The organism is Streptococcus sp. 121, assembly GCF_016458205.1.
Lineage (GTDB): Bacteria > Bacillota > Bacilli > Lactobacillales > Streptococcaceae > Streptococcus.
Map to the genome: position 1 here is coordinate 15,735 of NZ_JAEMED010000020.1, position 17,118 is coordinate 32,852.

20 protein-coding genes and 1 riboswitch are annotated in these 17,118 nt (G+C 42.7%); of the genes, 19 read left to right on the top strand and 1 reads right to left on the bottom strand.

All coding sequences use genetic code 11. The annotated features are described in order from the left end of the window. Positions 1-20 precede the first annotated feature (20 nt). The 4 genes from JEQ21_RS05405 (at position 21) to JEQ21_RS05420 (ending at position 3,678) form a co-directional block, all read left to right on the top strand. On the top strand, positions 21-962 hold the full coding sequence (locus JEQ21_RS05405) for a class I SAM-dependent methyltransferase (protein WP_196091165.1): 942 nt from the start codon (positions 21-23) through the stop codon (positions 960-962). A gap of 486 nt (positions 963-1,448) precedes the next feature. Beyond that, a complete protein-coding gene (locus JEQ21_RS05410; RefSeq protein ID WP_199364450.1) occupies positions 1,449-1,619 on the top strand; it encodes a hypothetical protein in 171 nt (56 codons plus the stop codon). A gap of 60 nt (positions 1,620-1,679) precedes the next feature. Next, positions 1,680-2,870, top strand: coding sequence for an acetate kinase (locus tag JEQ21_RS05415; protein WP_199364451.1), 1,191 nt, complete (start codon positions 1,680-1,682; stop codon positions 2,868-2,870). Positions 2,871-2,995: 125 nt separating this feature from the next. After that, a riboswitch (THF riboswitch) is annotated at positions 2,996-3,086 on the top strand. 34 nt (positions 3,087-3,120) lie between these two features. Beyond that, positions 3,121-3,678 carry a folate family ECF transporter S component gene (locus tag JEQ21_RS05420; RefSeq protein ID WP_199364452.1) on the top strand — a complete coding sequence of 186 codons (558 nt, stop codon included), beginning with the start codon at positions 3,121-3,123 and terminating at the stop codon, positions 3,676-3,678. Between the two features lie 93 nt (positions 3,679-3,771). Here JEQ21_RS05420 and pepA read toward each other — a convergent pair whose 3' ends face one another. Next, entirely contained in the window at positions 3,772-4,839 is a 1,068-nt protein-coding gene (gene pepA / locus JEQ21_RS05425) for a glutamyl aminopeptidase (protein ID WP_199364453.1), read from the bottom strand. A 75-nt stretch (positions 4,840-4,914) separates the two neighbouring features. Between pepA and JEQ21_RS05430 the strand changes: the two genes are divergently transcribed. The 15 genes from JEQ21_RS05430 to JEQ21_RS05495 all read left to right on the top strand — a co-directional run bounded on the left by JEQ21_RS05430 (position 4,915) and on the right by JEQ21_RS05495 (position 16,931). Beyond that, positions 4,915-5,208, top strand: a complete 294-nt coding sequence (locus JEQ21_RS05430; protein WP_233340759.1) for a DUF4651 domain-containing protein — start codon at positions 4,915-4,917, stop codon at positions 5,206-5,208. Next, entirely contained in the window at positions 5,205-5,522 is a 318-nt protein-coding gene (locus tag JEQ21_RS05435; protein WP_196091170.1) for a thioredoxin family protein, read from the top strand. Before JEQ21_RS05430 ends, JEQ21_RS05435 begins: the two co-directional genes overlap by 4 nt. A 16-nt stretch (positions 5,523-5,538) precedes the next feature. After that, positions 5,539-6,165 carry a YtpR family tRNA-binding protein gene (ytpR, locus tag JEQ21_RS05440; RefSeq protein WP_196967307.1) on the top strand — a complete coding sequence of 209 codons (627 nt, stop codon included), beginning with the start codon at positions 5,539-5,541 and terminating at the stop codon, positions 6,163-6,165. 636 nt (positions 6,166-6,801) lie between these two features. Next, positions 6,802-7,197: a single-stranded DNA-binding protein gene (locus JEQ21_RS05445; RefSeq protein WP_196091172.1), complete on the top strand. Its 396-nt coding sequence runs from the start codon at positions 6,802-6,804 to the stop codon at positions 7,195-7,197. 212 nt (positions 7,198-7,409) lie between these two features. Continuing rightward, entirely contained in the window at positions 7,410-7,691 is a 282-nt protein-coding gene (groES, locus tag JEQ21_RS05450; protein WP_196967719.1) for a co-chaperone GroES, read from the top strand. 10 nt (positions 7,692-7,701) lie between these two features. Continuing rightward, complete coding sequence (gene groL, locus JEQ21_RS05455) at positions 7,702-9,327, top strand: chaperonin GroEL (RefSeq protein ID WP_199364454.1); 1,626 nt, start codon at positions 7,702-7,704, stop codon at positions 9,325-9,327. Between the two features lie 220 nt (positions 9,328-9,547). After that, a complete protein-coding gene (locus JEQ21_RS05460; RefSeq protein WP_199364455.1) occupies positions 9,548-10,975 on the top strand; it encodes a LysM peptidoglycan-binding domain-containing protein in 1,428 nt (475 codons plus the stop codon). 8 nt (positions 10,976-10,983) lie between these two features. Beyond that, positions 10,984-11,478 (top strand): hypothetical protein, encoded by a 495-nt coding sequence (locus tag JEQ21_RS05465; protein ID WP_199364456.1) that lies wholly within the window; start codon positions 10,984-10,986, stop codon positions 11,476-11,478. Positions 11,479-11,535: 57 nt separating this feature from the next. Further along, a complete protein-coding gene (locus JEQ21_RS05470; protein ID WP_199364457.1) occupies positions 11,536-12,213 on the top strand; it encodes a hypothetical protein in 678 nt (225 codons plus the stop codon). Positions 12,214-12,295: 82 nt separating this feature from the next. Beyond that, positions 12,296-13,126, top strand: coding sequence for an ABC transporter ATP-binding protein (locus JEQ21_RS05475; RefSeq protein WP_196966818.1), 831 nt, complete (start codon positions 12,296-12,298; stop codon positions 13,124-13,126). Then, a complete protein-coding gene (locus tag JEQ21_RS05480; protein WP_199364458.1) occupies positions 13,116-13,829 on the top strand; it encodes a hypothetical protein in 714 nt (237 codons plus the stop codon). Before JEQ21_RS05475 ends, JEQ21_RS05480 begins: the two co-directional genes overlap by 11 nt. A gap of 15 nt (positions 13,830-13,844) precedes the next feature. Beyond that, entirely contained in the window at positions 13,845-15,092 is a 1,248-nt protein-coding gene (locus JEQ21_RS05485) for an MFS transporter (protein WP_199364459.1), read from the top strand. 380 nt (positions 15,093-15,472) lie between these two features. Next, positions 15,473-15,604, top strand: a complete 132-nt coding sequence (locus tag JEQ21_RS10105; protein ID WP_267904629.1) for a hypothetical protein — start codon at positions 15,473-15,475, stop codon at positions 15,602-15,604. A gap of 69 nt (positions 15,605-15,673) precedes the next feature. Then, positions 15,674-16,084 (top strand): hypothetical protein, encoded by a 411-nt coding sequence (locus tag JEQ21_RS05490; RefSeq protein WP_199364460.1) that lies wholly within the window; start codon positions 15,674-15,676, stop codon positions 16,082-16,084. Beyond that, complete coding sequence (locus JEQ21_RS05495) at positions 16,062-16,931, top strand: hypothetical protein (RefSeq protein WP_199364461.1); 870 nt, start codon at positions 16,062-16,064, stop codon at positions 16,929-16,931. Before JEQ21_RS05490 ends, JEQ21_RS05495 begins: the two co-directional genes overlap by 23 nt. Positions 16,932-17,118 lie beyond the last annotated feature (187 nt).

Sequence of the window (17,118 nt, forward strand, 5' to 3'; positions counted from 1 at the left end):
TTTTGTGTTATCATAGAAGCATGAATTTTGAAAAAATTGAACAGGCCTTTGGTCTCTTGTTGGAAAATGTCCAAACCATCCAGAACCAGTTAAAGACGGGTTTTTACGAGGCAGTGATTGAGCAGAATGCCAATTATCTGCAGCCGCATGGTGAGTTGAAGTCACTTGCGGAAAATAACCAGAAGGTGGCGCAGTTGGGCTTGACACCTGAAGAGTGGCGACGCACCTTTCAGTATTTGATGATGAAGGGGCAGCAGACAGAGCCTTTGCAGCCCAACCACCAGGCGACACCGGATAGTCTTGGATTTTTAATGACCTTGGTGATAGACCATTTGTTCCCTCAGGATTCCCTCCGTGTTTTGGAATTGGGAAGCGGTATGGGAAATTTGGCAGAGACGATTCTACTAAATAGTCAAAAGGAAATGGACTATTTGGGAGTAGAGTTGGATGATATCTTGGTAGAATTGTCAGCTAGTATTGCAGAAGTTCTGGGGACGGAGGGTTTGACCTTTTCACAAGGGGATGCCGTTCGGAGTCAGGTTCTTCAGAAGAATTTGGTTGTGAGTGATTTACCGATTGGTTATTATCCAGATGATGCCATTGCCAGTCGCTTTCAGGTGGCCAGTTCGGAGGGGCATACCTATGCGCATCATTTATTGATGGAGCAGGGGGTTAAGTATCTGGATTCGGATGGGTATGCGATATTCTTGGCTCCGACTCAGTTGTTGACGAGTCCTCAAAGTGGTCTTTTGAAGGGCTGGATCCAGTCCTCAACGGAGTTGGTGGCTTTGGTGAATCTGCCAGAGAAGATGTTTGCTAATCCTCACTATGCGAAAAGTCTTTTTATTTTTAGGAAGCCATCTGGTAAGGTGGTAGCCCCTTTTATTTATGCCTTTAGCGACTTAAGTAATCCAGAGGAAATTCGGGATTTTCAAGAAAAAATGGAAATGGAGTTAAAATAAGGGCTTTTTGCTTCTCTTTTTGATATACTCCCGAGTTTATCACTTTGTACCGTAGGCAACACGACTCAATCACTTGATAAGACTGGATTTTTTGGAACTCTTTTAGCTTTTTCTATTGTGTTGTATGCGTCTGTTTGTTGAAATAAAATTGAATTATCGCTTTAATCTGAGCAGAATAGACTGAACAATTATAGTAAAGAAAGCATGATTCGAGCCCTGAATAACGTCAAGGCAATCCCTTTACAAGATAATTAGTACAGATTTTAAGATAATTCGGATATACAGAAGTTAAATAAGCTGCTTGGAATTAAAGAGATTTAAGATTTTGTAAAAGATAACGACCTAAAAAATTACGAAAAGCATGCATACACTACACGAAAATAATTAAAAAAAATAGCCGAACTCCTTGTCCCCCAAGGGTTTAGCTATCTTTTGTCTTTTTGAAAGTGATAAACTCGGGAGTCCTCAACGGAGTTGGTGGCTTTGGTGAATCTGCCAGAGAAGATGTTTGCTAATCCTCACTATGCGAAAAGTCTTTTTATTTTTAGGAAGCCATCTGGTAAGGTGGTAGCCCCTTTTATTTATGCCTTTAGCGACTTAAGTAATCCAGAGGAAATTCGGGATTTTCAAGAAAAAATGGAAATGGAGTTAAAATAAGGGCTTTTTGCTTCTCTTTTTGATATACTGATAGTGAAAACGCTTTAAAAGGGGTAGCTTATGTCTAAAACAATTGCGATTAATGCAGGTAGTTCAAGTTTGAAATGGCAGCTCTATGCAATGCCAGAGGAAGAAGTACTTGCGAAGGGAATTATTGAGCGGATTGGACTCAAGGATTCGATTTCTACTGTTAAATTTGATGGTCGGGCGGAAAGCCAAACGTTGGATATCGTAGACCATGTGCAAGCGGTGAAACTGCTGTTGGCAGATTTGTTGAAGTTCGGGATTATCGGGGATTACTCAGAAATTACTGGTGTGGGCCACCGTGTTGTTGCGGGGGGTGAGTTCTTTACGGATTCTGTTCTGATTGATGATGCTGTTCTTGCTAAGATTGAGGATTTGGCTAGTTTGGCCCCTCTCCACAATCCAGCTAATGCAGCTGGTATTCGGGCCTTCAAGGAAATCTTACCGGACATTACGAGTGTGGCGGTCTTCGATACGGCCTTCCATACAACCTTGCCGGAAGTGGCTTATCGCTACCCAATTGCCGAGAAATACTATACGGATTATCAGGTTCGGAAATATGGGGCACACGGAACGTCTCATTATTATGTGTCTCACCAAGCCGCTGAGATGTTGGGACGTCCTTTAGAAGAGTTGAAACTAGTGACCGCTCATATTGGTAACGGAATTTCTATTTCGGCCATTGATGGTGGCAAATCAGTGGATACATCTATGGGATTCACCCCTCTTGCCGGACCGATGATGGGGACTCGTTCTGGAGATATTGATCCAGCTATCATTCCCTACCTTATTGAGCAAGTGCCAGGCCTTGAGAATGCGGCAGATGTCATCAATGTCCTCAATAAGGAATCTGGTGTGCTAGGTGTAGCGGAAACTTCTAGTGATATGCGGGATGTTGAAGCAGGTCGGGAAGCTGGCGATGCGAAGATGACCTTGGCTTTTGATATGTTGGTAGACCGTCTCCGTAAATTTATTGGACAGTACTTCGCAGTTTTGAATGGAGCAGATGCTCTTGTCTTTACAGCTGGTATTGGAGAAAATTCCAATCAAGTCCGTCAAGCAGTTGTCGATGGCTTGTCTTGGTTTGGTATGGAACTAGAGTCTGGCAAAAATGTTTTTGGTGCAGTTGGTGATATCTCAACAGCTGATTCCAAGGTTAAAGTTCTAGTGGTTCCAACCGATGAAGAGTTGGTTATCGCGCGTGATGTTGAGCGTTTGAAAGCTTAAGAATAAATAAGAAAAATCCAGTTGGTTTTGCCAACTGGATTTTTCAATACTTAGGAGAAAGAGTTTTCAAGTCTACCAACTGGTTTTTACTCTTCTTTTTGTGGTATACTGGGAAGGCCGAAAGGCACAGAGTAAATGGTCTGCGTTAAGTGTGTGTGGATGGGATGTTGCCACACAACGAAACCTTTGGTGCGGTAGACCATTGCATCCGCTGTCGCTAGACAGCTCCAGAAAGAAAAGGAGCTTTCCAATGAAATTTTCATTTCCCAAATTGAGTCCGCAATTGATGGCGACTCTTGCTATGTTGATGGCCTTGACCTATGTCTTGGATTTATTTACCATCTCCGTCATTCCCAACCAACTACAAGTTGGCGTTACCTTCATTGCCAAGGTTCTAATTGGATCTATTGCGGGACCTTGGTTGTCTGCCTTGGTGGCTATCGTTTATGATATCTTGGCTTTTTTCCTGAATAATACGGGTTATTCCTTTATTTGGGGGTTTACCTTGGTTGAAGCTTTGCAGGGCTTTCTCTATGGGCTATTCTTCTTTGGTAAAAAGTTGTCCCTTAATAATTGGAAGGACTGGCTCTATGTTATTGTTGCCACAGTGATTACTATGGGGATTGGAACCTTTATCTTGACTCCAATTTTGCTCAATGCTTACTACCAGACTCCTTTTGCCGTGATTTATGCAACACGGGTTTACAAAGTGTTGGAGATTCCAATTCGGGTATTGTTGATCATGCTTGTTCTCCCCTTCCTACAACGGATTCCGGAGTTTGCGAAATTGAATAAGATAAAAAATTAAGAGAGGTCTGGCCTCTCTTAATTTTTTATCTATCTAAAGGAGTGCATGCACGCAATCAGGTTGGACAAGGTCAGATTTGAAATGGAATGAGTCTTAGTAGTTGGTGATTGTGGCAATGGTAGTCTGATCTAGATTTTTCAAAAGAGCTTGTAAGAAAGCTTGGGCTTCTAGGAAGTCATCAAGACTGTAGAGGGTCTGGTGAGAATGGATATAGCGGGCACAGACACCGATGGTGGTGGATGGGACCCCACCGTTTTTGAGGTGGGCAGCTCCGGCATCGGTGCCGCCGGCTCCGGCATAATATTGGTACTTGATGCCAGCGCTTTCGGCGGTGTCAAGGAGGAAGTCTTTCATGGCTGGCAAGAGGAGGTGGCCTGGGTCATAGAAGCGGATGAGGGTTCCATCCCCAATTTTACCTTGACCACCAAAGACATCGGCAGCCGGGGAGCAGTCAACGGCAAAGAAGAGGACTGGGTCGAAGAGGGTGGTGGAGGTGTGGGCACCCCGTAAGCCGACTTCTTCTTGGACATTGGCTCCGAGGTAGAGGTCGTAGTCAAACTTTTCTTGGGCTAGGGCCTGGGCTGCTTCTTTGACCATGAGAACCCCGTAACGGTTGTCCCAGGCTTTGGAGATGACATTTTTGCCGTTGGCTGTGAGGATGGTCTGGCTATCGGGAACAATCGTGTCGCCAGGGCGGATGCCGAAGGACTCCGCCTCGGCTTTGTCGGTGAAGCCACCGTCAAAGATGATGTCGCTGATAGCTGGGAGGTTAGGTTGATTGCCTTGGCCCCGCATGAGGTGGGGCGGAGTGGCAGCGGTGATGACGGGGATTTCCCGGCCGTCTCGTGTGAACAGTGTGAAGCGTTGGCCACTGACTACAAGTGGATTCCAGCCACCGATTTCGACGGCTCGGAAGGTACCGTCGTCTTTGATGGAGCTGACCATAAAGCCGACTTCATCCATATGGGCTGCAACGAGAACCCGTGGTGCGACTGGGGCTTGGCTTTTCTTAAGTCCGAAAATCCCCCCTAATCCGTCTGTCAGGATTTGATCGACGGAATCTTGCAGTTCCCGGCCTAGGTAGGCGCGGATAGCGCCTTCGTGACCAGAAATCCCCTTGAGTTGGGTGACTTCTTGGATAGCTTGGAATAATGGATTCATGCTGTTATTCTCCTTTTTCAGTTTTCTCTAAAATTGTAACACAAGTAGACTTGTGATAAAATAAGGTTTATGAGTATGAAAAGAAAAAGTCAGCCAGTCTTAGGGTTGTTAAGCCTTCTTGGTCTAGCAGGTCTGGCCTATGCGGGCTATAAGTTGCAGGAAGACCGGGCGCGTGTTCGGAGTCAAGAGGAGATGACGGCTACGGTTCGGGCCTTCTTCTCTGAGATGGGTCGAGTGGAGACCCTGTATGTAGAGCTCTACCATTCGGATCGGGATTGCCTGGAAGGTGGTGTCTTTTTGGCGGATGGCCGTCATTATCGCTTCTGGTTGGTTGGAGACCAGCTGGATATTGAGGAGGTAGCACTATGATTGTCCCATCATCGTTTGAGGAAGTGGCTTCTTATCTGGAGCGAGAGGGTCGGTATGTCTTTTATTTTACCGCCGATTGGTGTGGAGACTGCCGTTTTATCCAGCCTCAGATGCCGACTATTGAAGCTTCCAACCCTTCTTTTACCTTTATTCAAATTGACCGCGACGCCTATATGGAGCTGGCAAAATTATGGGATATTTATGGAATTCCGAGTTTTGTTGCGGTTGAAAATGGGAAGGAGCTTGGGCGCTTCGTCAGCCGGGATCGGAAGACAAAAGCGGAAATTGATGCTTTCCTGGCAGGGTTAGTGTGAGTTAGAAAGGGAGTTTATGTTATTTATCTATAATCCACAGGGTGTGGGAGATGTGCTGATGGTCGTTGTGGCCGATGATCAAGGCCAGGCTGTTGAAGTTGAGAAAAAAGGAGCCATTGCGCGTGTTCGCCGAGCTGATAATGAAGAGACGGTTGCTTGGAACTTCTTCCAAGTCAGTGACCGTTTGATCTTGGAGGGAAGTGGCCAGCAGAACTTGTCTGATGCAGACCTTGTGATCTTGAATGATTGGTTGGCTGCAGAAGGCTTTGAGGAGCGCGTGGCTAATTTTGATAGTCCTCGCTTTGTGGTTGGTCAAATCGTGGAGATGGAAGCCCATCCAGATAGTGACCACCTCAATATCTGTCAGGTTGCAGTTGGCCAAGATAAGACAGTTCAAATCGTGGCCGGTGCACCCAATGCGCGCGTGGGCTTGAAGACCATTGTGGCCCTTCCAGGTGCCATGATGCCAAAAGGGAATTTGATTTTCCCAGGACAATTACGCGGCGTGGCCAGTTTTGGGATGATGTGTAGCCCACGAGAATTGGCCCTTCCCAATGCCCCACAAAAACGCGGTATTATCGAACTAGCGGAAGAAACGCCCGTTGGCCAAGCCTTTGACCCAGCTAAACACTGGAGTGCATAACAAGTTAGGGATTGACTCCTTATGTTCTTGAATACTAGAACGTAAGACGTTCTTAGAAAATACGAACCACCGTTGTTGACTCGCAAACTCTGGTTCATACACTCGAGAGTGGGACAGAACTCATTTTATTCGAAATTAGTTCGTTACAAGTCTTTAGTTCATGTTGTAAGCTGAAACGGTTTATACCTAAACCGACCTCGCTCTTTTATTGTTAGGCTCGGGTTCAAACAGTCTCTTCCCAGACTGTTTTCGCTTTCCATATTTAGGGCTCAAGTACTAACAGTCTCTTCCCAGACTGTTAGTACCCACCTCCGGTCTAAAGGCATGTTGAATGCCTTTAGAGTTTATAGATGAAATGAACACAATTCATGTCAATGTTGATTAGGTAGTTTTCGGAGGTCAAAGAGTCAGGAATTAACTCTTTAAGTTTCTAGATAAGAGAACATGAAATGTTCTCTCAATAAAAGCGAACAAAAGTTATTCCACGATCTAAATAGGAAGGTTGAGACTTGTGTCCCAGCCTCGACCCAATTAACCACTGCGTCAAAGTATTTGCAAATAAAATAGGAAGGTTGAGGCTTTTGTCCAACCTTTTTTCATCTTCTTTCCCGAATAAACAGGTAGGAGGGTAAAAAGATGAATCGTATTTTTCTAATTGGTCGTTTAACAGGGACTCCTGAACTTCAGAAGACCCCCTCAAATAAAAGTGTCACCCGTTCAAAACTAGCTGTTAAAAGACGTTTCCGGGACCAAACCGGGGAACGGGAATCGGACTTTATCTCCATTGTCGCCTGGGGACGTCTAGCCGAATATATCACCAGTTATGCTTGCAAAGGTAGCTTGATTGGCGTGGAAGGAGAACTCCGCACCCGTCGTTATGAAAAGGATGGTCAAATGCACTATCTATCTGAAGTCCTTTGCAGCGATTTCCAACTCCTTGAAACCAAGGAACAACGCCTCTTACGGGAACAACGCCGTAAGCTAGAACAGTTTGAGATGGTCAGCGAGGAAGGCGAAGAATTGCCGTTTTAAAGGAAAGGGTGCTTTGTCCGTCTTTCTTGTAAAAACTTTGTCCTCTGGATGAAGTTTTTTTCTTGACTATTGTTGACTAAATGATAAAATAGAAACAGAAATTAGCAGTCGATATAGTAGAGTGCTAACGCTCGCTAAGGTTTCGTCAGCCCTCCTGTGAGAGAAAGTTGTGAGACCGCTATAGGGAGCAGAAATCAAATGGAGGATTTTCTATGTTACAACCCTTAGCAGATAAAGTAATTGTCAAAGTGATCGAGAAGGAGCAGTCTGTGTCTGGTTTTGTCTTGGCGTCTAATGCCCAGTCAGCCACTAAGACAGCCGAGGTCGTAGCTGTTGGAGAAGGACTTCGTTCTTTGAACGGTGATGTGATTGCACCTGCAGTTGAAGCAGGTCAAACAATTCTTTTTGAAGCGCATGCCGGTATTTCTGTTAAAGATGGGGATGAGGATTTCCTTCTCATTCGTGAGTCTGATATTCTAGCAATTGTTCAATAAGGAGTAAAAAATGGCAAAAGATATTCAATTTTCATCTGACGCACGTAGCGCAATGGTGCGTGGTGTGGATATGTTGGCGGATACGGTCAAAGTAACCTTGGGACCTAAAGGGCGTAATGTGGTTTTGGAAAAAGCTTTTGGCTCACCACTGATCACCAATGATGGGGTGACCATTGCGAAAGAAATCGAATTGGAAGATCCTTTTGAGAATATGGGTGCCAAGTTGGTATCCGAGGTGGCTTCAAAAACCAATGATATCGCTGGTGACGGAACAACGACCGCAACCCTTTTGACACAAGCCATTGTCCGTGAAGGGATCAAGAACGTGACTGCCGGTGCCAACCCAATTGGTATTCGTCGCGGAATCGAAGCTGCTACAGCGGCAGCGGTTGCCGCTTTGAAGGAAAACTCTGTGCCTGTTTCCAATAAAGAAGCGATTGCGCAGGTAGCAGCTGTTTCTTCTCGTAGCGAAAAGGTTGGGGAGTATATCTCTGAAGCGATGGAGCGTGTTGGAAAAGACGGTGTTATTACCATTGAAGAGTCCCGTGGAATGGAAACGGAATTGGAAGTGGTGGAAGGAATGCAATTCGATCGTGGTTATCTGTCCCAATATATGGTGACCGACAATGAGAAGATGGTTGCGGAATTAGACAATCCATTTATCTTGGTAACAGATAAAAAGATTTCGAATATCCAAGAAATCTTACCACTTTTGGAAAGTATTCTGCAAACCAACCGTCCTCTTTTGATGATTGCGGATGATGTGGATGGGGAAGCTCTTCCAACCCTTGTCTTGAACAAGATTCGTGGTACCTTTAATGTTGTGGCCGTTAAAGCTCCTGGATTTGGGGATCGTCGGAAAGCCATGTTGGAAGACATTGCAATTTTGACAGGTGCTACGGTTATTACAGATGACTTGGGTCTGGAGTTGAAAGATGCAACGGTTGAAGCGCTTGGTCAAGCAGCTAAAGTTGTTGTAGATAAAGACTCTACAACCATCGTTGAAGGAGCAGGGGATCCTGCTGCTATCAGTAACCGTGTTGGTATCATCAAGTCTCAAATTGAAACCACGAACTCAGACTTCGACCGGGAAAAATTACAAGAACGCTTGGCTAAGTTGGCAGGTGGTGTTGCGGTCATCAAGGTTGGTGCTGCGACAGAGACTGAGTTGAAAGAAATGAAACTTCGCATTGAAGATGCCTTGAATGCGACTCGTGCTGCGGTTGAAGAGGGAATCGTTGCCGGTGGTGGAACGGCCTTGGTGAACGTGATTCCGGCAGTTGCAGCCTTGGATTTATCCGCAGATGAAGAGACTGGTCGTAACATCGTCCTTCGTGCTCTTGAAGAGCCTGTTCGTCAAATTGCTTTGAATGCTGGCTACGAAGGTTCCATCATTATTGATCGCCTCAAAAATGCAGATGCTGGTCAAGGCTTCAACGCAGCTAGTGGTGAATGGGTGGATATGATTGAAACAGGAATCATTGACCCAGTTAAGGTAACCCGTTCAGCCCTTCAAAATGCAGCTAGTGTTGCCAGCCTCATTTTGACAACCGAAGCAGTTGTCGCTAACAAACCAGAACCTCAAGCTCCAGCTGGTCCAGCTATGGATCCAGGTATGATGGGTGGAATGATGTAAGACCGAGAATTACTGACTTACAGGAATTTTCGTAAGAAAACAAGGAAGAAGGTTGAGAATGATTCTCAACCTTCTTTTGTAACCTCTGGTTTCAAGATTGAACTTTTGCCTGTGGGAAAATATGCTATAATATTCCTTGATAGGGGGCTTTTGCTCTTTTTTAAAAAATAGTGAGGGGTGAAGAGTCAGCTCTTCCAACTTCCTCAAAGGAGAAAATCGCATGAAAAAGAAACACCTTTTAGGGACAACTCTGCTACTCGGGTCGTTTGTGACGCCAGCTGTGTTGCAAACGGCTGCAGTCGTTCGGGCGGATGAGTTCTACCAATACCAATCGACTGCTCAGGCAGCGGACATCACGAACTGGATTGCCAGCACTCCAGAGCAAATCAAGCAAAATATGCAGAACCAGAATATTCGGGTTGACCAATCTGGTACGGTAGTGGATTCTGGGCAAGATGGCCAAGTTTACGTAATCCAGTGGGGGGACACCCTCTGGGGGATCTCACAGGCAACAGGTATTTCCATTGCTAAACTGGCTTATGACAACAACATTCAAAATGTGGATTTGATCTATGCTGGAGACACGCTGATTCTTAAACGGGATGGGCAAGTGCCAGTCGACTACAAATACAATGGGTACGGTCAGCACTGTGCCATGACCAAGGTTGTGATTAATAACTATATTCACAATGGAAATAACTATATTTACAACGATAATTCCACAAATGTGAATGTGGATGTTACGTTGTTACAACAGAGTGTCATTAATATTTTCCCAGAAGTTGACCAGTCCCAAATTGTAAAAGTTGAGTATAAACCAGACATTAAGGTAGAAGATGCTCCGGATTGGAAGCAACCTGTTGCGCAAAATCCAGACGATGAAAAAGACCCTAATAGTGGATCCACTATGAGTAAGTTGTTTGATGATGACTCTGATTCTGGTTCAGAATCTCCTAGTTCTCCTTCAGGAGATGGTACAGTTGGTACAAGTGGGGCAGCTCCAACTGACAGCAGTTCTCCAGCCCCATCTGAATCTAGCACTAATTCAAGTTCAAGTACTACCCCTAGCGATACTGAACCTACTTCTTCCTCTACAAAACCATCAAGTTCTGAAAAGGTTCTAGAAAGGGAGGAATTCCTTGACAAGGTTCAAGCTGAAATCAGAACTCTTAAATCTAAGGATTTGAGCAGTTCAAATAACCTCGCATTGAATTTCTTGGATAACAAGGATGACTTCAACCAAAATGCAAGTTTAATTGCCGGGTTGGATATGAAGAGTTTGTATGAATCAAAACCTCAAGTTTTGACCACAGACATTAGCAAGTATACAGAAAGTTCTGCTAAGAAGGTGGCGGAAGAAATCTATGCGAAGCTCAAGGTCAAAGCTTCTGAGTTGGCAGATGCTAAATACTTGCAGATTGACTTGACCAAAGAGGGTAGCCGCGATGCCTTCAATGTTAAAGTTTACAAAGAAGTAGAAGAATCTAGTTCAAGTTCAAGCTCAAGCAGTAGTTCAACTCCAGTGACACGTTCTTCATCCTCTTCTGATGACTATGAAGACTTTGACACTAGCTCTTCTGAGTCAACTTTCAGCCGGACTGAAACTAGCACCAGCTCTAGCTCTAGCTCAGATTCATATGAGGAGTAAAAGCAAATATGAAAAACCTGAAAGAATTACTCAATAATAAATATGTTCGCATGGGCTTGGCTGCATTAGTTGTAGTCGGAATCGGAGTTGGAGGATATTTCTACTGGGGTGGCCACCGCTTGGATAAGGTTGTGCAAGGAAAAACCTACCAGTATTCCAGTATCCTTGATGGTACTCAAAACGACAAGATGATGTATGTGACTTTCCAAAACGGAGGGAATCAAGTTGTCGTGACCCAAAGCCGTGAAGTGGCCCTTAAAGCAGCCAGTTCACCAGAGGAATTTAAGAAATCCTATGAAGAGCAAGCTGCAGAATGGCGTTATGCGGTAACGCCAACCACTCTCACTTTAGGTAAAAAGGAAAATGATGAGCTATCCCAATGGCAATACAATTCTGTCTTTGCCGTTGGTGACCAGTTCACATCCGATAGTTTCACCTACCAAATTGCCAAAGGTGGACAAGGGGAAGTGAAGCAAAAAATGGTCTTCAAAGAAGTCCAGTAAGATAAAGGAGATGCCACCCGTAAGGGTGGTTTTTGTATCGTAAAGGAGGAATTGACGATGGCGAATTTCTTATTTCTAAGCCCTTTGGGCTGGACTCATCATGTTTGGGATTTAGTGGTTGACCTTCCAAGTATCAAAGATAATTGGACAAGTTTAGAATTTTTGGAGACTAGTTTTCCGACGATTTCTAAAGATACCATCCGACAAAAAATAGCAACCCAACTAGATACTCTAGAGTCTCCCAAAATTGTGATTGCTGCTTCTTTTGGGGTTCCAGTTTTGTTAGACTATCTCCAAAAACATCCCACTCAGCTGAATGCTCTCATTTTGATTGATGGGTTTGATGAAATTCCTGATTTACAACAATTGCCCGTATTGTTTGAAAATCAAAAAGAGACTTTTTCAACCCAAGAAGCTTATCTGGATGAAATGGTTAGCTCAGATTCTCCAGTAGGGGAGGAAGTTGCCTCGATTTTATTCAAAAATCTACAAAAGGAAGAATCTGCTTATCGTGTTCGTTTGGGGAACCGAGCTGCCATCAATTACTTGGGTCTGTACTCCGGCTTTGATAGTCAAGAAGCCCTGTTACCAGCTGTCAATCAAACTGAAAAGGTGATTCTTTTTTTCCATATTCCGTTAGCTTTACCTCATCATCTGATTCATCCTCAAGACCATTTGTTGATGCTAACTCAACCTGAACAGTTAAAAAATACTTTGGTAAAGCTACCTGAATAGTCGTGTGAAAAATTTCATGCTCTTTTTTTCAATCCTCATTTTTGTTACAATATTTTGTAAAAAATAAGAAGGGATGTCCTGTATGATCCGTATAGTAGGATTGAAAAAGAGTTTTGGTCAGAAAGTGGCTTTGGATAAGGTTGACTTGGAACTGGCCAGTGGAGAAATTTTGGGATTTTTAGGGCCATCTGGTTCGGGGAAGTCAACAACCATTGGGATCTTGACGGGACAGGTGGATCCGGATGCGGGTCTGGTTCAGGTTTTCGACAAGGATGTGAAAGACCTAGGGGCGGAGGATTTTGCCCAAATGGGTTTGATGAGTGATGCTCTTGGTTTTTATGAAACCTTAACGGTTTATCAAAATCTGACTTTTTTTGCTCGCTTTTTTCAAATTCCAATGAAAGAGGTGGATGCCTTGTTGAAGCGCTTAGAGTTATGGGAGGAACGGGATGTTCGGGCGTCTAAGCTATCGACGGGGATGAAGCAGCGAATGATGCTGATTCGGGCGGTGCTTTATCGTCCTCAATTGTTATTCTTGGACGAACCAACATCCGGTTTGGATCCAAGTTTGACTAGAAAGATTCAAGACTTGCTGCTGGAATTGAAAGAAGCAGGTGTTGGAATTTTTCTGACGACCCATAATATGGAAGAGGCGACTCGCCTTTGTGACCGCTTGGTTTTGCTTCATAAGGGGCGGATTGTGGAGTCTGGAACACTGGAGGAGATTCGGGAACGTCAGGTACCCAATGAGGATTTAGTAACCATTCGCTATCGGGATGGCCAGTCGAGGGTTGTTCCACGAGCTGAGGTCAGCCAGTACTTTTCGGATCAAGTGATTGGAATGGATTCGACGGAAATGGATTTAGAAGCGATTTTTATCAAATTGACAGGAGCATCCCTACATGAATCATAGAGTAAAGAGCCTACTTTGGTTACGTTGGCAATTCTTACAAAGTAATAAATTTTTGCTATTTGTCTTTCTGATATCCCCTTATGTGGATGCGTATTTGTTGCGAATTTTTGTTGAAATGATGAGTGGGAGAGGAGAAGAAGCCGGTATTGCTATTCTCGTATCTGGACTCTTATTAGGGGGTCTTACCTATGGTAACGCAGCTGTTTTTGCTTGTACTATAGCTGCCGAGGAGAAACAGAAGCGGAATCTTCGGACCCTGTCGCTTGCAGGAGTGACGACAGGGGAGTATCTGCTATCGACTGCACTTATTCCTTTTGGAGCGGCGATTATTCTGGGGAGTGTGACTCCGTTCCTATTTGGGTTACCGGTTACGAATTGGTTGCTTTACTTTGCCTTGTTATTTGTAACTGTGGTCACCTATTTGCTAGTTGGTTTGGCCATTGGCTTAGTCTTGAAGAATGTTGCCCAAGCAACCATTGTTTCCATGGTCTTGTTTTTACTTTCTTGCCTCTTACCTATGTTTTATGTGGATTGGACTTGGATCCAAGGATTCATCGATCTTAGTTTAATGGGAGCTAGCCACACATTCTTGGTGACGGGTAGTGTGAAACCCCTGTCCCTTTTGGCTTTGTTGATTTGGTTTGGCCTGGCGGCTGTTCTAGCAGTTTGGGCCTACCAGAGGAACCGAAAGGAGGAGCGGTAGTTTTTAGGAGGAATTGTGAAAAATTCAGATTTTAGGCGCTTGTTTATGGGCCGATTGTTTTTGAATCTAGGGGATAGCTTGGTCTACATGATTTGTATGTGGTACCTGTATCAAGTAACCCAAGATTCATTTTATACGGGAGTTGCCAGTTTCCTGTTTTCTCTGCCAGTTTTGCTTGGAATGTTCTGGGGCCCTATCGTGGATCGTCGGGATCAGAGGCGATTATTGGGGACTCTATCGGGTCTACTTGTTCTGGCGCTCCTAATCCTCAGCCTTGTAACTCACTGGCTAGGTTTTAAGCTCTGGTTTCTATTGCTAGCCATTCCAGTATTGGCGACGGCTTCGGAGTTTCTTTATCCGGTAGGGGAGGCTCTCCTGCCTCGAATGGTAGCTCAAGAAGAGTTGACCAGAGCAAATTCTTGGCTGATGATGTCCAGCACAGGTGCAGATTTATTTTTTAATGCTATTTCTGCTCTTATCCTGTCCCTGCTTAGTCTCAATCAGCTCTTTGGTCTGACGAGCCTTATTTTCTTTCTAGCTTTCTTTTGTTTTAAACGAATAAAGACTTCTAACTTTCCAAATAAAATAGAGCAGGAAAAAAGGGACTTCTGGGGAAGCTATGTGAGGGAACTCAAGGAAGGATTGGCTTTCGTGCGGCAACCACTGGTGTTAAGGCTTCTTTTCCCGCTTTTGCTGATGAATTGTATCTATGCAATCTTTTATGTGAGCTTGCCGGAGTTCACCAGCCTAAACTTTCAGACACCGACGGTTTATGGCCTCTTGTTGATGTTGCTGGGAATAGGTGCTATGCTGGGGTCTGGCTTGAGTGAATTTGTGTCAACCCGCATTCGGACCGGTTATTTGGTCGCTTTTTCTTACGCAATTACTGGGCTTGCATGGGTGCTAGCGGTAGTCAGTCTCCGGATTCATGTACTCCCGCTCACGATGCTCCTTACCCTCCTTTCAGGTCTTTCCAATGGCGTGGTAAATGTAGCTTACTCTGTACTCTTCCAAAAATTGCCTCCACAAGAAATGATCGGACGGGTACATACGATAAATATGACCCTGCTGCAAAGCAGTGTGCCTCTAGCTTCTTTACTAGGAGGCCTATTCGTGAGAAACCTTTGTGCCTCCACTATGATGGTGATTTGTGGAGCCAGCCTGCTCTTGCTTTCCCTATCGCTCTTGCTGAGTTCCTCCTTCCGAAGTCTGCCTAAGATTGGGGAGACTGGGGAAATGGAAGATAGTTCAAGTGAAGTATAAGTTAAGATAGAAGTATGCATGCTAAGTGAAAAGAGTATCAAAAAGAGCCTATAAACTAGGCTTTTTCGTCTGTATTCATCTGCCCCCTGCAGGCTGATTTTTTTTGTAATAATTTTGAAATAATGACTAAAAATGTTGATTTAAAGCGATTTTAAGGTAGATAAAGTTGAGTTAAATGAGTATTTTTAAGAAATTTAGATGGGCAAAAAATGGACAAGTAATTTTATTAACCAAATACACAATGAACAAAGATTTTATAATTAAATTTATACTAAATACAAAAAATAAAAAATATTCAGAATTTTATTGACGAATATACATGTGGGATATATACTATTATTGTAGACGTTTACAAAAAATAAGAAAAAGGAGTACTGACAATGATTACTGAAAAAGCAACAACTCTGAAACAAGCATCACAAGAAACATGCTATGATTTTGAACGTACCATTACGGAAGTATCTTCAAAACAAAAAGGAATTGGACAAGAAACTTGTTATGACTGGAAGTAAGTCTTACCTAGGTATAGTTTAGGAGATGCAATTTATTGCATCTCTTTTTAAGTATAGGAAGGATGTATCATGGATAGAAAAGATATGATATTTAGTTCTCTGGGTTCTGAAATGAAATTTAGATACACGATCTTGGAGAGGCATCCTCAGTTATTGGATGTCGAGCTAGATTTTAATAGAGTTTTTTATTTATTTTTTAAAGAAAATGGGAGATTTACTTTATATTTTTATATTTCATTTGTTAATTTTTTGATCAATTCACATGTTGATTTTGAAATTTGTAAATCTGTATTGAGGTATGCAGCAAGAAGTTCATTATTTAATCGAAATGCGATTTATATGATGAAAAGTGATTCCTACGTCGGTTTTTTTAGAAAAGATGATGAAATTTTTGGATTTACGGCATCTGAACAAGAACTAAAATATTTGATGAAAGAGTATGGTATTTTGAAGGAGTATGGATGTTATGGATTTCTCTAATGATAAGAAAATATACTGTGTTTATTTTTTAAATTTATTAATTTCAGGTTTTTTCTATTCCTTTATGACTGGTACTTTGATTCGTTTTAATAATCAAAACACATTGTTAATTTTACTGATTTCTTCTGTAATAGATCTTTTGTTACTGTTAGGTCTAAAGAAAACAACTGTGATTCAAAGTATATCTTTAAGGAATTACTCTTGGATTACGTTCTTGATTTGTTCAATGTTTTTTGGTTTGATAAGTTTTAAGGATCAGCTAGAACTTTATTTATTGATGTATTCTGTGATTACGCTTCTTATAAGTTGTATGGCTTTGATATTGCAAGAACAAATTTTAAAAGTAGAGTTAAGCTTGACCACGGGTTTTTTTAATATTCAACTTTTAAGAAATGGTTCTAAAATGTTGGGGTTCTTTTTAGGGATTTTATTATCAGGGGATAGTTTGAGGATGTTTTTTTTATATCTTTGTATGATTTTCCTTTTTTTTAATTCTCTTTTTAGTTTTTCTTTAACCGAAAAGGTTCAATTAGAATCTGTTCAAAGGCAGGTTGGGATTCTAGGAAAGGAATCATACCTGTTATTGGGGATTACAGGTACAACTATGGTAATTTGGATTCCCTTGATTACGAAAACGTTTATTGAAGGTGGACTGGATACAATTTCGTGGTTACCTTTCTTATTACCGGGGATTACTTCGATTTTATTAATTCAACTTCAGAAAAAGCACATGTGGCTATTTACTTCTACTGTTATTGAATATATTGCTTTATTATTGTTTGTATTATTTTTCTCTCTGCGAATTTTGTCTATATTTCCAATTTTACAAGCGATAATTTTTATTTGAAAATAACACAGTAAAAAAGCGCAAAAAAACACTATCTGTGTTATACTTAAGGTGAACATATTTAAAAATGTCTTAAGGGTGTTGCCGCATCCCTAATGCTTTTACTGCTTCATAAGTTTGATGTGTTTTCAAAAGTTTGTAGACAATTCTTAGTATCTTATGAGCACAAGCGATAACAGCCTTCATC

What these genes read in the sequence shown, in the direction of transcription:
- JEQ21_RS05470 (WP_199364457.1), top strand. Translation starts at nt 11,536, where the DNA reads ATGGCGAATTTCTTATTTCTAAGCCCTTTGGGCTGGACTCATCATGTT.
- JEQ21_RS05465 (WP_199364456.1), top strand. Translation starts at nt 10,984, where the DNA reads ATGAAAAACCTGAAAGAATTACTCAATAATAAATATGTTCGCATGGGC.
- JEQ21_RS05445 (WP_196091172.1), top strand. Translation starts at nt 6,802, where the DNA reads ATGAATCGTATTTTTCTAATTGGTCGTTTAACAGGGACTCCTGAACTT.
- JEQ21_RS05475 (WP_196966818.1), top strand. Translation starts at nt 12,296, where the DNA reads ATGATCCGTATAGTAGGATTGAAAAAGAGTTTTGGTCAGAAAGTGGCT.
- JEQ21_RS05435 (WP_196091170.1), top strand. Translation starts at nt 5,205, where the DNA reads ATGATTGTCCCATCATCGTTTGAGGAAGTGGCTTCTTATCTGGAGCGA.
- groES (WP_196967719.1), top strand. Translation starts at nt 7,410, where the DNA reads ATGTTACAACCCTTAGCAGATAAAGTAATTGTCAAAGTGATCGAGAAG.
- JEQ21_RS05430 (WP_233340759.1), top strand. Translation starts at nt 4,915, where the DNA reads ATGAAAAGAAAAAGTCAGCCAGTCTTAGGGTTGTTAAGCCTTCTTGGT.
- JEQ21_RS05495 (WP_199364461.1), top strand. Translation starts at nt 16,062, where the DNA reads ATGGATGTTATGGATTTCTCTAATGATAAGAAAATATACTGTGTTTAT.
- groL (WP_199364454.1), top strand. Translation starts at nt 7,702, where the DNA reads ATGGCAAAAGATATTCAATTTTCATCTGACGCACGTAGCGCAATGGTG.
- JEQ21_RS05420 (WP_199364452.1), top strand. Translation starts at nt 3,121, where the DNA reads ATGAAATTTTCATTTCCCAAATTGAGTCCGCAATTGATGGCGACTCTT.
- JEQ21_RS05460 (WP_199364455.1), top strand. Translation starts at nt 9,548, where the DNA reads ATGAAAAAGAAACACCTTTTAGGGACAACTCTGCTACTCGGGTCGTTT.
- JEQ21_RS10105 (WP_267904629.1), top strand. Translation starts at nt 15,473, where the DNA reads ATGATTACTGAAAAAGCAACAACTCTGAAACAAGCATCACAAGAAACA.
- JEQ21_RS05405 (WP_196091165.1), top strand. Translation starts at nt 21, where the DNA reads ATGAATTTTGAAAAAATTGAACAGGCCTTTGGTCTCTTGTTGGAAAAT.
- pepA (WP_199364453.1), bottom strand. Translation starts at nt 4,839, where the DNA reads ATGAATCCATTATTCCAAGCTATCCAAGAAGTCACCCAACTCAAGGGG.
- JEQ21_RS05480 (WP_199364458.1), top strand. Translation starts at nt 13,116, where the DNA reads ATGAATCATAGAGTAAAGAGCCTACTTTGGTTACGTTGGCAATTCTTA.
- ytpR (WP_196967307.1), top strand. Translation starts at nt 5,539, where the DNA reads ATGTTATTTATCTATAATCCACAGGGTGTGGGAGATGTGCTGATGGTC.
- JEQ21_RS05415 (WP_199364451.1), top strand. Translation starts at nt 1,680, where the DNA reads ATGTCTAAAACAATTGCGATTAATGCAGGTAGTTCAAGTTTGAAATGG.
- JEQ21_RS05490 (WP_199364460.1), top strand. Translation starts at nt 15,674, where the DNA reads ATGGATAGAAAAGATATGATATTTAGTTCTCTGGGTTCTGAAATGAAA.